This is a genomic window from Pseudoalteromonas sp. P1-8 (assembly GCF_001399985.1).
In the GTDB taxonomy this organism is placed as follows: Bacteria; Pseudomonadota; Gammaproteobacteria; order Enterobacterales; family Alteromonadaceae; genus Pseudoalteromonas.
This window is the reverse complement of record NZ_LJSO01000008.1, coordinates 1-14,009: the sequence shown is the minus strand read 5'-3', so window position 1 is coordinate 14,009 and position 14,009 is coordinate 1. Positions and strand designations below refer to the sequence as shown.

Genomic DNA, 14,009 nt, shown 5'->3' with positions numbered 1-14,009 from the left:
TTACCACGCTTTAAAGTAAAAAAAAGCCACATGATGTGGCTTTTTACTTAATTGGTTATTACTTAATTAGTAAGGTTTCGATTATTCAGTAACGACTTCTGTATTAGTAACCTGAAGATACTGACCACGGCTAGCTAGGAAAGTCGCGATTTGCAATTGCATTTCTGCAGTTGCCGCCGCACTTTCTTCAGCAGTTGCACCTGAATCTGCCGTTGCAGCAGGTGTTAACACTGAACTGTGATGGCCTTTAGTGAATTTAACCACATAACTCATTGCATCAGCTGTTGGACCTTGTGTTTCAGCTACCGTTGATAAACCCATTAAGTTAGCAAGAGGTAAACTACCAGCAATTGGGTTACTCGCTACCATAGGTGGAATAACCATATCAGCATTATTATTTTCACCATCACCTACTACTACGCTCATGTAGACTGGCGTACCAAGCGCCGCAACAGATGCTGCGTAGTTAGACGGGTCGCCGCTATCAAGTGCTGTTTGCGCAGCAAAGGCAAACTGAGTGATCACACTTTGAATGTTAGCTAATTTTGCTGTTTCGCCTGCCATTGTTAACGAACTTACGTACTCTTTATAAGCACATGTAACGAAAGCCGTTTGGTTAGACGCAAGTGAACCACAGTTCGATAGCGCTTCATTTTGAGTATAAGCACCAAACTCCGCTGATTCAGCTGTGCCTGCTGCAAGTAATACAGAGCCTTGTACAAATGGGCCAAATGTATTTGACTCAATTAAGAAGCTGGCGATACCACCGCCACCACTGGCAAGTGCTACGCTTTTAACGTTGAACATTGGATCAACTTGGTCAGCTAGCGGTGCATTAGTCACAGCAACAAATGCTGGAGCAACTACCGAGCCTAATGAATGGCCTAAGAATGATACATCTTGCGCATTTAAATCAGCAGCACCTGTAAAGTTAAGACCTAAGCGTAAGCCAAGTAAATCAGCAACTGATTGGCGTAAGCTATCACGCGCTACTAATAATGACTGTAAGTTCATATAGCTCAATACAGAACCTGTAGAGGCATTAAAGTCATCAGTACCGTCGCCGTCTACATCTACACCACGCTCACCATGCATAGGGTGATCGATTGCGGCTGTTGCAAAGCCTTGCATTGTTAGCTGTGCGGTAATAGCTAGCATATCTTCTTTTTTAGAAGTAATACCGTGCTGAAGGATAACAACAGGCCAGCCTGTCTCAGGCATGCTCAATGCATCTAAGCCAATATTTGCTCTAATAGCATTGATCACAGGTAAAATTGGTTTAGTAATTTGCACTGGCACATTAGCAATGCTTTGAGTTTTTGGAATTGTGTTGTACTTAGTTAAGTGTTTAGTTTGGTCTAAGCCTAAATCACGTAACTTGCCTTCACTTAACGCCATACAAAGGCCATCAGTTTCGCTAATTGGGTCTGTTGGGAATGAGTCACCGGCTGCTGCCGCATAACCTAACACAGCAACACCACTATCACATAAACCTTGCCAATAAGTCGCTGATAAGTCATCGACCGTTGTGCCTGTAGGCGTGGCTAAATACATAGGTAACATCACGCTACCTTTTTGATATTGCACACCGCCAAAAACAGGTGATAAACCAGTAATACCTTGTGATGCGAATACTTGCTCAACCGTAATAACAGGTTGCTCAGGAATTTGCACCATCGGCGTAGGTAGTGCATCTTGCGTTAAACTTGCAGCAAGAAGCTGTTTTACTGTACCAAGTACTTGACCTGCTGATTGCATTGTCATCGCAGCAGAATAGATAATTTCATCTTTTGTGATGGCACCACCCGATGTCACAGCATCTTCGTAGCTATTGATAACCGCTTGAAGTGACTTTTGCGAATCAGTGATAAGTGTTGTCTCTTCGCTCACTAGTGCATAAGTTGAAGATGGCTCAATTGAACGCCCTTCTGAGTCCATTAATGATGTTGTCAGAACATTAATGTAAGTGCTTCCCGCTTTAAATGGCTTAAGTGGGATAACAGCAACCGCATCACCAGAACCTTGAGTAATGAAGTCAACGCCAAAGGTTAATTCAGACACTAATTTACAAGCAATACCCGCTGGCACTTGCGAGCAAGTTTCATCTGTTTGGCTTGCACCCATTACAACTTCAAAAATACGCACAGCTCCTGGTGAAGCAGCAGAAGTCATATCAAGAGAAATACCCGCAGGAAAAGTTAAATCGATTTTAAACGGAGTTTGTGTTGACCAGCCATCAAGGGCACCAAGTGCAAGCTGAGGATCAGCATAAGCTGCACGTTCAACACTGACATTGTTGTCGTCTAATTCACCCGGCATGTTTAAAGTACCATCAAGGGTACCACTCATCAGTAAATCATTCGGTACTGAGATTACACTATTCGCTGGGTCAAATTTTACTGTCGCGGTTGGGAGAACAGGAGGATTATCATTTTTTACATCTTCTAATGTTTCTCCTCCACCACAGCCAGTAATGGCTGACGCAATGGCTAGTGAGAGTAGCAGTTTTTTCATAATTTCGCTCCGCGCAAATCTTATTGTTATTGTGTGTTCAGGGTTAAAAGTAGTTATTCTACTACCTTCATTCTAAGTTAATTTAATGTAATTAGGTTATTAATGAGACATTAGACCAGTTAAAGTTAACGTAAAGTTTCAATTTTCGCCACCTTAATTTGCAATAAATTCGATAACTTGGCTTTTTGCTATGGTAAAATGATGAAAAATCTAATCGATGGTACGTTTATGCATACTTATAAAGCCGCAGAGAATGCGCTAAAAGACAAAGTAATTTTAATAACAGGTGCTGGTGACGGCATTGGTCGTGTTGCCGCATTAACTTATGCTAAGCATGGTGCCACTGTTATTTTACTTGGAAAAACAACCAATAAACTTGAATGTGTTTATGATGAAATCGTAAATGCAGGCTATCCACAACCGGCTATTGTGCCAATGGACCTAAAAGGTGCCACAAAACAAAACTACCGTGACTTAGCTGCAACCATCGAAATGCAGTTCGGTAAGTTAGATGGTTTACTCAATAACGCTGGTATTTTAGGTTCATTGGGCCCACTTGAACATTTCTGTGTTTCTACCTTTGAAAACATCATGAAAGTGAATGTAACTGCACAAGCTATGATCACTAAATTCATGTTCCCACTGCTTCGCAAATCTGATAGCGCATCTGTTATTTTTACTTCGTCAGGTGTTGGTCGCCAAGGCCGTGAACACTGGGGGGCGTATGCAATCTCAAAATTTGCTGTTGAAGGTATGATGCAAACTTGGGCTTGTGAAGTGGGTAAAACCAATATTCGCGTAAACTGTATTAACCCAGGTGCTACCCGCACATCGATGCGTGCATCAGCATACCCTGGTGAAGATAGAGATAAGTTAGCAACACCAGAAGATTTAATGCCAACTTATTTATACTTGATGAGCGACGACTCTAAAGAGGTGAACGGCCAGTCTTTAGATGCTCAGCAAAAATAAAGCAGATTGCTAATACCTAGATACAAAAAAGCAGCTTTCGCTGCTTTTTTAATTTTCGATTAAATAAAACGTTTGATAATAAAATCAACTTTTACACGTTTAGCCTGCCCCAATAGCTTTTTAACCGGTGCAGGATAGTCATCCATCGTCTCTAAATCCTGTGGACCTGTTAAACGACGACAATGCTGCAAAATAGCTTGTTTTTCATTTTCTATTTGCTCAAGAATATGCTGCTTAGGGTCGTCAATTAAAATACCGTTTTCGATATCTAAGCCCCATGCGCGCGGATTTAAATTATGCCCACTTAATAAATGTAAGCGCTTATCTGAGCAAATCCCTTTTAAGTGAAAAGAATTACTTTCATGTTTCCAAAGGTAAACATTCAAATTACCATTACTGATGTGGCGTTTTTGTGACTTTAAAAACTTATACAAAATGGTTTCATATAAATAAGGTAATGCACCAATTTTACTAAACGGCTCACTTGGCGGCAGGTAAAAATCGTTTGCGGTTTTATCCCCTACCACAATAGTTACTTGCTTGCCTTGCTTCAATAAACGGCGTAATGAACGCATTAATGGTGCCGGAAAGTTAAAGTAAGGGGTATAAAGAACGAGTTCTTGCTCTGTGGTATCGAATAACGACTTAATTAAACGATTCAGCTTATTACTTCTGCGTCCTAAACCTAAAAATAAACGCACACCCAACTCACCGGCACTGGCTTCTGCAGCACTTTCGTAACTTGCCGATTTAAGTTCACGCATCAATTGTTTTTGCGCGACTTTAATATCATTAAACTTTACCAGTGGACGCATATCAATACGTGGCACTGCTGCTGAGCTTAAAAGATGTGTTTCTATAAATTCGATGACCGAATTACACAAACCAGCTTGGCGAACTAAAAAGTAGCGGTCTAAACGGTAACGTTCGTCTTGCTGCAGATACACATTATTTAAGCTTGCGCCGCTGTATAATAATGTGTCGTCAATCACAAAGCCTTTTAAATGCAGGACTCCGAAAAGCTCTTTGGCTTTTACTGGAACACCATGAACTTTAACATTTGATTGATACTGCTCTTGAAAATCACAATACATGCTGGCATTGCCATCAGACTTAGCCGCACCAATTAAACCACGTTGAGCACGGTGAAAATCAACGAGCACTTTTACTTCTAACTCAGGGTTAGCAAGTGATGCCTCATGTAACGCTGTTAATATTTCTCGCCCAGCTTCATCGTCTTGCAAATATAAAGCAGTAATATAAATTCTTTTTTTCGCTGCACCAATTAAACGCAATAGTTCAGTGCGATACTCTTTTGCATTGGTTAAGACTTGTACGTCTTCTGTAGTCAGCCCAAAAGCGGGCTTTTCCTGCCAAAATACCATAATTGCCTGTTCGTTTAGTTAGCTCATACCAAGAGCTAATATCAAAATTAGCTAAAACATACCAAAAAAATATTGCTTGGTCATGAATTACCGTACTTTGATCACAGAACAATTTGTAATTAGCCTGTTTTATGAGCAAAAAGAGTTATTTAAATTATAATAAGTAAGGATTATTTGACAGCTTAGCGATTTGACTAAAAAAATAATCAGGGCTTTTGTTTACATCCGCCTTGTTTTTCTTAGAATCGGGCGCATAGACATCGTATTGAAACGTTTTTAGGAAAAACCATGAGTGACGCAAAACACTGTAAACTATTAATCTTAGGTTCTGGCCCAGCAGGCTACACGGCAGCGGTATACGCAGCACGTGCCAACCTTAACCCTGTTCTTATCACTGGTATTCAGCAAGGTGGTCAATTAACGACAACCACTGAAGTTGAAAACTGGCCTGGCGATGCACACGGTTTAACAGGCCCAGCATTAATGGACCGTATGAAAGAACACGCTGAACGTTTCGAGACTGAAATTGTTTTTGATCATATTAATAAAGTTGATGTTTCAAAGCGCCCTTTCACTTTAACAGGTGACTCAGGCACTTATACGTGTGATGCATTAATTATCGCAACAGGCGCGTCGGCTAAATACTTAGGTTTAGAATCAGAGACTAACTTCCAAGGTCGTGGTGTTTCTGCTTGTGCAACCTGTGATGGTTTCTTCTACCGTGGTCAAAAAGTAGCGGTTGTAGGCGGTGGTAACACTGCTGTTGAAGAAGCACTTTACTTATCAAATATCGCTGATGAAGTTCACGTTATACATCGTCGTGACAGCTTCCGTAGTGAAAAAATCTTAGCTGATCGTTTAAAAGAAAAAGCTGAAAACGGTAACGTTGTTTTACATTACAATCGCACTCTGGATGAAGTACTTGGTGATGAAATGGGCGTAACTGGCATCCGTATTAAAGCAACTGATTCTGAAGAAACAGAAAACTTAGATCTTGCCGGTGTATTCATTGCAATTGGCCATAAGCCAAACACTGACATGTTTGAAGGTCAGCTAGAAATGAAAGACGGCTATTTAGTCGTTCAGTCTGGTTTAAACGGTAACGCAACACAAACAAGCGTACCAGGTGTATTTGCTGCAGGTGACGTGTCTGATCACATTTATCGTCAAGCAATCACATCAGCAGGTACGGGTTGTATGGCTGCACTTGATGCAGAACGCTTCTTAGATAACCTATAAAATAGTTGATCTAAAGCACTAAATACTAGGGGCTGTTGTAAACAGCCCCTTTTTTATAGCTAAATTTTTGTTAAAATCAGAGCAAATAACAACGATACGCTGATATGATCAAGCAACTGTACCAACTCTCGCCCGAGACTGTTGATTTTCCAGACCCAGAACTCGCCCTTGATGAGCCCGATGGCCTGTTGGCAATTGGCGGGGATTTATCAGTTGAGCGCATTAAAAATGCCTACAACACAGGTATTTTTCCTTGGTTTAGTGACTATGAGCCCATTATGTGGTGGTCACCTAGCATGCGTGGTGTTATTGAGCTAAATGAATTTCATGTTAGTCGCAGCTTAAAAAAGCATTTAAAGCGTTTTCCTGTGCGTGTCACCATAAATCATGCATTTTCCCACGTTATCAATGCCTGTCGTGAGCAACGTATCGATGCAGAAGGTACATGGATCACTGAGCAAATGATGCATGCCTACATTGAAGCGCACCACCAGGGTCTAGCGCACAGCCTTGAAATATGGCACCAAGATGAACTCGTAGCTGGTCTCTATGGCATTATGCAAAATGGCATATTTTGTGGTGAATCAATGTTTCATCAAGTCAGTAATGGCTCAAAGCTGGCGATGTGGGCATTAGTTAATTGGCTTAAGAAGCACCAAGCCCATTTTATTGATTGCCAACTAGAAAACCCTTATTTAATCACTTTAGGTGCAAAAGTTATCCCACGTAGAGAATTTTTAACTAGACTTAAATTAGCGCACAGTTATGTGCCTAAAAAAGATATGTGGCAACCACAAGAGTTGATTAATATTTATGACTGAGCACTTACCCGCTAGGCTTGGTTTAAGCCAGCAATTTGATTGCAGTTATTTACCCGACCGTCAGGAGCAACTACTTGTTATACTTGATCCAAGTTGTTATTGCCCTGATAAATTTGAACAGTTATTAGCATTGGGTTTTAGACGCAGTGGCGACCAAATCTATCGTCCACATTGCCCTATTTGTAATGCCTGTAATTCAGTGCGCGTTTTGGCCCAACAATTTACCCCTTCAAAATCGCAAAAGCGCAAATTAAATAAAGCAAATAAGGTTTTCACAGTCAGTTATAGTGAATACGAACGCGCAGAATATTACCCGTTATATTGCAAATACATCACGCAAAGGCATCAAGATGGTTCAATGTTTCCGCCTGATCAAAGTCAGTACGAAAGCTTTTTGTTTTGCCAGTGGCTACCCGTTACGTTCTTAGAGTTAAGAGATGGCGATAAATTAGTTGCTGTCGCGGTAACCGATTGCATGACCAATGCCCTATCAGCGATTTATACCTTTTTTGACCCTGATTATGAGCAATACAGTATTGGTAGCATCATGATCATGGAACAAATTAAATTTGCAAAACAACAAGCAAAACAATTTGTCTATTTAGGTTACCAAATCGACGAATGCACTAAAATGAAATATAAAACCCAATTTTTGCCTGCACAAAAGCACATTGGCGACGAGTGGTTGGCGATTTAATTTACAAAATTGAGCCCTGTAGCTTTACTTATTGCTGTATTTTCGGCAAAATCTGCAGCGTTTAACTATTAAAGAGGTGTTACGCTAAACATGGCGAAAGAAGACGTAATCGAAATGCAAGGTACGGTCCTTGATACTTTACCAAATACAATGTTCCGAGTTGAGCTAGAAAATGGTCACGTTGTTGTGGCTCATATCTCTGGTAAAATGCGCAAAAACTACATCCGCATCTTAACTGGCGACAAAGTAACCGTAGAAATGACTCCTTACGATTTATCGAAAGGTCGCATCGTATTCCGTGCTCGCTAAGTTAGTGCGTTAACGAGAGATTTAGCTTTTTGCTGCTTTGAATGAGCAGGTGTGTTTATTACAAAGAGCTAAAAGCGTTTGTTAAATGGTGTTAAAACTAACTTAGTTTTAATTCCATTTAATAAACAAAAAGCCCAGCAATTGCTGGGCTTTTTGTTTTCAGCTAAAAACAACTTAAGCTGTTTCTAGGCTAGTTTCAAAGTCAAAGTGAATTTTCTTATCTTTAACCGATACCTTAACTGAACCACCATCGGCTAGCTCACCAAACAAGATTGCATTTGCAAGCGGCTTTTTAAGCTCATCTTGGATAACACGAGCCATCGGGCGTGCACCCATCGCTTTATCGTAGCCTTTATCTGCCAACCACTCTCTTGCTTTGGATGTAAGTTCAAGGTTAACCGACTTCTTATCAAGTTGTGCTTGTAACTCAACAATGAACTTATCAACCACTTGCAAGATAATCTCTTTCTCAAGGTGATTAAACCAAATGATATTATCTAAGCGGTTTCTAAACTCAGGTGAAAACACTTTGTTGATTTCACTCATTGCATCATGAGAATGGTCTTGTTCGGTAAAGCCAATCGACTTACGTACAGTCTCTTGAACACCCGCATTCGTCGTCATCACCAATACTACATTTCTGAAATCGGCTTTACGACCGTTGTTATCAGTAAGGGTACCGTGATCCATTACTTGCAGTAGAATGTTGTAAATATCTGAATGTGCTTTTTCAATTTCGTCTAGTAGCACAACTGCATGCGGGTTTTTAATTACCGCTTCAGTTAATAAACCACCTTGCTCAAAACCTACATAGCCAGGAGGTGCACCAATTAGACGGCTGACCGCATGACGTTCAACGTATTCAGACATATCAAAGCGAATAAACTCAACACCCATACATTTAGCAAGCTGCTTAGTGACTTCTGTTTTACCAACCCCTGTTGGGCCTGCAAATAAGAACGAACCCACCGGTTTATCTTCGTTAGCAAGGCCTGAGCGCGATAAACGAATTGCTGAAGTCAATGCATCGATTGATTGGTCTTGACCAAACACCAGCATTTTCAGGTTACGGTCAAGGTTCTTAAGTGTCTCTTTATCGCTAGAAGAAACGCTTTGCTGAGGAATACGCGCCATTTTAGATACAATGAGCTCGATATCAGCCACACCGATTGTTTTCTTACGCTTAGAAACGGGCTGTAAACGCTGATTAGCACCTGCTTCATCAATAACATCAATAGCCTTGTCAGGTAAGTGACGTTCATTAATGTATTTAGCACTAAGTTCTGCTGCTGCTTTCAATGCTTTTTGAGTATAACGAATACCATGGTGCTCTTCGTAACGCTCTTTTAAACCGTTAAGAATTTTCGTGGTATCAGCCACACTTGGTTCAAGCACATCAATTTTTTGGAAACGACGCACTAGCGCACGGTCTTTTTCAAAGATATTCTTGAACTCGTTATAAGTAGTTGAGCCCATGCAGCGCAGCTTACCACTCGAAAGTAGCGGTTTAATTAGGTTCGATGCATCCATTACACCACCCGATGCTGCGCCGGCACCAATGATGGTATGAATTTCATCAATAAATAAAATTGAACCTGGTTTAGCTTGTAACTCTTTAAGCAGCGATTTAAAACGTTTTTCAAAATCACCACGGTATTTGGTACCCGCTAATAATGCGCCCATATCGAGTGAGTAAACAACTGCATCGGCAATCACTTCAGGTACTTCTTTATTTACAATACGATAAGCTAGGCCTTCAGCAATGGCTGTTTTACCCACCCCTGCTTCACCAACCAAGAGTGGGTTATTTTTCTTACGACGACATAACACTTGTACAGTGCGTTCAACTTCGTTGTCGCGACCCACTAATGGATCTATATTGCCATCAATTGCCTGCTGATTCAGGTTAGTCGTGAAGTTTTCAAGCTTAGTCGGCTCTTCACCTTGCACTTCTTGCACTTCTTCATGAATGTCATCGTGGTCTTCACCGCCGATATCATCATCTGTTTTGGAAATGCCATGCGAAATAAAGTTAACAATATCTAAACGATTAACATCTGATTTTTTAAGTAAATAAACAGCTTGGCTTTCTTGCTCAGAAAAAATTGCTACTAGTACATTAACGCCAGTTACTTCGTTTTTGCCTGATGATTGCACGTGAAATACTGCACGCTGCAAAACACGCTGAAAACCTAATGTCGGTTGCGTTTCTCTGTCTTCTTCGAGATCAGGAATAACCGGCGTTGTTTCGTCAATAAAATCTGATAGTTCGACTTTTAATGCGCCCATATCAACGCCGCAGGCGTTTAGCGCTTCTCCAGCAGAAGGGTTATCGAGCAGTGCAAGTAAAAGATGCTCGACGGTCATAAATTCATGACGGCGTGTTCTCGCTTCGCGAAACGCCGCATTCAAGGTTAGTTCTAAGTCTTTGTTTAGCATTGGCAACCCCTTACTGAGATAATATTTATATACCGTTGTGACGGGCTAATTGGTTCACCCTACCTTGGTATTTATTCCTGCTCACAACTACATAGCAGTGGATGCTCGTTGTCTCGTGCGTAACGATTAACTTGTTCAGCTTTGGTATGAGCTACATCGGCGCTGTAAACACCGCAAATTGCTTTACCGTTATGATGAACTTGAAGCATCACATCTGTTGCTCTATCGCTATCCATATTAAAAAACGTCATTAGTACTTCTATCACAAAGTCCATAGGCGTGTAATCATCATTATTTAAAATGACTTTATATTTTCGCGGTGGTTGCAATTTTTGCTTTTCACTGTCGCGAACTGTTTCAATAACACCAGAATCTTTCATGCCACTCATAATTAAATATAGTCTTGTCTTTAGAACTCAAGCAAACTTGAATAAAAAAATAAATAAATTGTTAAAAAATAGTCTAAAACACTTGACTGACTGGCTAAATAAACTACAGTCAAATATAGATTGACTAATCATTAGTCAGTCTAGCAAATTACACGGTTTAGAATAACTAAATTAGTCAACTTATAGAAGGATGTAGAAGTATGGCTTGTGGAAAAGTCAAATGGTTCAACAATGCCAAAGGTTTTGGCTTCATCGTAGAAGACGGCAGCGAGACTGATATATTCGCTCATTACTCAACGATTGTAATGGACGGTTATAAAACACTTAAAGCTGGTCAAGATGTAACATTCGAATTGCAACAAGGTCCAAAAGGGTTACACGCAACGAATATTGCGCCTAACGATGAAATCTCTTAGGTAAAACCTATTCGAGTATCAAGCGAGCGACCTTGTTAAGATCCTCGCTTACTCTTCTCATTTAAATATATCTCTCACTTCCCTTGAAATTCCACTTCTTTACCCAAATTGTTTAATTGTTATTAGCCCTTTAGAGCCAAGCTTGTTACACTCTTGTTGCTTAAATTTAGCTTTTTCGTCATTTTGACGTAAGGCTTTTGGCTAATTTCATAATTTGCTTATTTGAGCTATAAGAATTTTACAGTCTGTCAGCTGTGGTTATTTTAATACTATGTATTGAGTTGCAACAGCTAACAGACTGCTTGCTGTTGTTTTATCAAGGCACTTAAGCTTGGTAATTCAAGGCTATCTATTGCATTGTTGAATATGGCTAATTAAGGGTTACTGCTAGCAGTCATTACCAAACATTACGCCAACTATCTAGGAATGATGATGACATCAAAAATTATCTATACTAAAACAGATGAAGCGCCAGCTCTTGCGACGTATTCATTGTTACCAATCATCCAAGCGTATACAAACGCTGCGGGTGTTGAAGTTGAAACTCGCGATATTTCATTAGCGGGTCGTGTAATTGCAAACTTCCCTGAGTACTTAACTGAAGATCAACGTATTGATGATGCACTTGCAGAGTTAGGTGAAATGGCTAAAACACCTGAAGCTAACATTATCAAGTTACCTAATATCAGTGCTTCTATCCCTCAGCTACGTGCAGTAATCAAAGAGTTACAAGAAAAAGGTTACGCATTACCTGACTACCCTTCAGAGCCAAAAACTGATGAAGAAAAGAAAGTTAAAGCAACTTACGACAAAATCAAAGGTTCTGCTGTAAACCCGGTACTTCGTGAAGGTAACTCAGACCGTCGTGCTCCAGGTTCAGTAAAAGAGTACGCTCGCAACAATCCACACTCAATGGGTGCATGGAGCAAAGATTCTCAGTCTTACGTTGCTAGCATGGAAGAAGGTGACTTCTTCGGTTCTGAGCAATCAGTGACTGTTGCAGAAGCAACTGACGTACGTATCGAGCATGTTACTGAAAATGGTGACATTACAGTTCTTAAAGCAAGCACACCATTACTAGCGGGTGAAGTAATTGACGCGTCTCGCATGAGTGCTGCTAAGCTTCAAGCTTTCCTTGCAAAAGAAATTCAAGCAGCAAAAGACAAAGGCGTGTTGTTCTCATTACACATGAAAGCAACTATGATGAAAGTGTCTGACCCAATCATCTTCGGTCACGCTGTAAAAGTGTTCTTCAAAGACGTATTCACAAAACACGCTGATCTTTTCAAAGAACTAGATGTTGACGTAAACAACGGCTTTGGTGATGTATTCTCAAAAATCGAAAGCCTAGATGCAGCTAAGAAAGCTGAAATCGAAGCTGATATCCAAGCGGTATACGACAACAACCCTGCTATTGCAATGGTTGATTCTGACCGTGGTATCACTAACCTTCACGTACCAAGTGATGTGATCATCGATGCATCAATGCCTGCTGCAATCCGTTCTAGCGGTCAAATGTGGAATAGCGAAGGTAAATTACAAGACACTAGCTTTGTAATTCCAGATCGTTGTTACTCAGGTGTTTACCAAGCAACTATCGATTTCTGTAAAGAGAATGGTGCATTCGATCCAACAACTATGGGTAGCGTACCTAACGTTGGTCTTATGGCTCAAAAAGCTGAAGAGTACGGTTCACACGACAAAACGTTTGAAGTAGCTGCTGCTGGTACAATCCGTGTAGTTGACACAACTGGTACAACTTTACTTGAGCATGCTGTTGAGCAAGGTGATATCTGGCGTATGTGTCAGGTGAAAGACGCACCAATCCAAGATTGGGTTAAACTTGCTGTTAACCGTGCTCGCGCAACTAACACGCCTGCAGTTTTCTGGTTAGACGAAAACCGTGCACACGATGCTGAGCTAATCAAAAAAGTAAACGCGTATTTACCACAACATGATACTGATGGTCTTGAGATCCACATCTTAGCACCAATTGAAGCGACTAAGTTCTCATTAGAGCGCATCAAAGAAGGTAAAGACACTATTTCAGTAACTGGTAACGTATTACGTGACTACCTAACTGACTTATTCCCAATTCTTGAGCTTGGTACAAGTGCTAAAATGCTTTCAATCGTACCACTTATGAATGGTGGTGGCTTATTCGAAACAGGTGCAGGTGGTTCAGCACCTAAGCACGTTCAACAGTTCGAAAAAGAAAACCACTTACGTTGGGATTCATTAGGTGAGTTCTTAGCGCTTGCAGCTTCTTTAGAGCACTTAGCAGTTAATACTGGTAATAAGAAAGCACAAGTTCTTGCTGATACGCTTGATAAAGCAACTGGTACTTTCCTAGCTGAAAACAAATCACCTTCACGTAAAGTGAAAGAGATTGATAACCGTGGTTCGCACTTCTTCCTTTCTTTATTCTGGGCACAAGAACTTGCTGCACAAAATGATGATGCGGAATTAAAAGCACAGTTCACACAAATCGCTGCTGATCTTGAGTCTCAAAAAGACCAAATCGTTACTGAATTAAACGATGCACAAGGTCCAGCAATGAGTGTTGGCGGTTACTTCCAACCAAATGATGAGTTAGCATTCAAAGCAATGCGTCCAAGCTCAACATTTAATGACATCCTAGCTAAACTGGTTTAATTCATTTAAACATAATTAATTAGCTATAAGAGAGTTACCTCAGTGTTTTTAACACCGAAGAGGTAACTCTTTTTTATTTTAGCTACTTAAAATCAATTTTTAATACCAATTCGCTTAATTAAGTGGATCTATTTTGAGGCAATAAAACCTCGTTGATAGCAAGGCAAAAATTT

Annotated in this window: 11 protein-coding genes; 7 read left to right on the top strand and 4 right to left on the bottom strand. The window is 40.4% G+C overall.

The genetic code is table 11. The features are described 5' to 3' along the window. Nucleotides 1-81: 81 nt before the first annotated feature. Entirely contained in the window at nucleotides 82-2,514 is a 2,433-nt protein-coding gene (locus AN213_RS12315) for a VolA/Pla-1 family phospholipase (protein ID WP_054561661.1), read from the bottom strand. Nucleotides 2,515-2,742: 228 nt separating this feature from the next. Here AN213_RS12315 and AN213_RS12310 point away from each other — a divergent pair, with 228 nt between their 5' ends. Then, nucleotides 2,743-3,486, top strand: coding sequence for a YciK family oxidoreductase (locus AN213_RS12310; protein ID WP_054562005.1), 744 nt, complete (start codon nucleotides 2,743-2,745; stop codon nucleotides 3,484-3,486). A gap of 59 nt (nucleotides 3,487-3,545) precedes the next feature. Here AN213_RS12310 and pssA read toward each other — a convergent pair whose 3' ends face one another. Beyond that, a complete protein-coding gene (gene pssA / locus AN213_RS12305) occupies nucleotides 3,546-4,871 on the bottom strand; it encodes a CDP-diacylglycerol--serine O-phosphatidyltransferase (protein WP_054561662.1) in 1,326 nt (441 codons plus the stop codon). Between the two features lie 288 nt (nucleotides 4,872-5,159). Between pssA and trxB the strand changes: the two genes are divergently transcribed. The 4 genes from trxB (at nucleotide 5,160) to infA (ending at nucleotide 7,937) form a co-directional block, all read left to right on the top strand. Beyond that, entirely contained in the window at nucleotides 5,160-6,110 is a 951-nt protein-coding gene (gene trxB / locus AN213_RS12300; protein WP_054551466.1) for a thioredoxin-disulfide reductase, read from the top strand. Nucleotides 6,111-6,214: 104 nt separating this feature from the next. Next, nucleotides 6,215-6,931 (top strand): leucyl/phenylalanyl-tRNA--protein transferase, encoded by a 717-nt coding sequence (gene aat / locus AN213_RS12295; protein ID WP_054561663.1) that lies wholly within the window; start codon nucleotides 6,215-6,217, stop codon nucleotides 6,929-6,931. Continuing rightward, nucleotides 6,924-7,628 (top strand): arginyltransferase, encoded by a 705-nt coding sequence (locus AN213_RS12290; protein WP_054561664.1) that lies wholly within the window; start codon nucleotides 6,924-6,926, stop codon nucleotides 7,626-7,628. Before aat ends, AN213_RS12290 begins: the two co-directional genes overlap by 8 nt. Before the next feature lie 90 nt (nucleotides 7,629-7,718). Continuing rightward, nucleotides 7,719-7,937: a translation initiation factor IF-1 gene (gene infA, locus AN213_RS12285; RefSeq protein WP_002962494.1), complete on the top strand. Its 219-nt coding sequence runs from the start codon at nucleotides 7,719-7,721 to the stop codon at nucleotides 7,935-7,937. Nucleotides 7,938-8,111: 174 nt separating this feature from the next. On the opposite strand, the gene clpA is transcribed toward infA, so the two are convergent. Beyond that, the gene (gene clpA, locus AN213_RS12280) at nucleotides 8,112-10,376 is read right to left on the bottom strand and encodes an ATP-dependent Clp protease ATP-binding subunit ClpA (RefSeq protein WP_054561665.1); all 2,265 of its coding nucleotides are present in this window, start codon (nucleotides 10,374-10,376) and stop codon (nucleotides 8,112-8,114) included. Between the two features lie 71 nt (nucleotides 10,377-10,447). Next, nucleotides 10,448-10,756, bottom strand: coding sequence for an ATP-dependent Clp protease adapter ClpS (clpS, locus tag AN213_RS12275; protein ID WP_161804337.1), 309 nt, complete (start codon nucleotides 10,754-10,756; stop codon nucleotides 10,448-10,450). Between the two features lie 209 nt (nucleotides 10,757-10,965). On the opposite strand from clpS, the gene cspD reads away from it, so the two are divergent. Both cspD and AN213_RS12265 read left to right on the top strand, forming a co-directional pair. Continuing rightward, complete coding sequence (gene cspD, locus AN213_RS12270) at nucleotides 10,966-11,181, top strand: cold shock domain-containing protein CspD (protein WP_036968098.1); 216 nt, start codon at nucleotides 10,966-10,968, stop codon at nucleotides 11,179-11,181. 432 nt (nucleotides 11,182-11,613) lie between these two features. Further along, nucleotides 11,614-13,836 (top strand): NADP-dependent isocitrate dehydrogenase, encoded by a 2,223-nt coding sequence (locus AN213_RS12265; RefSeq protein WP_055198742.1) that lies wholly within the window; start codon nucleotides 11,614-11,616, stop codon nucleotides 13,834-13,836. Nucleotides 13,837-14,009: the final 173 nt, after the last annotated feature.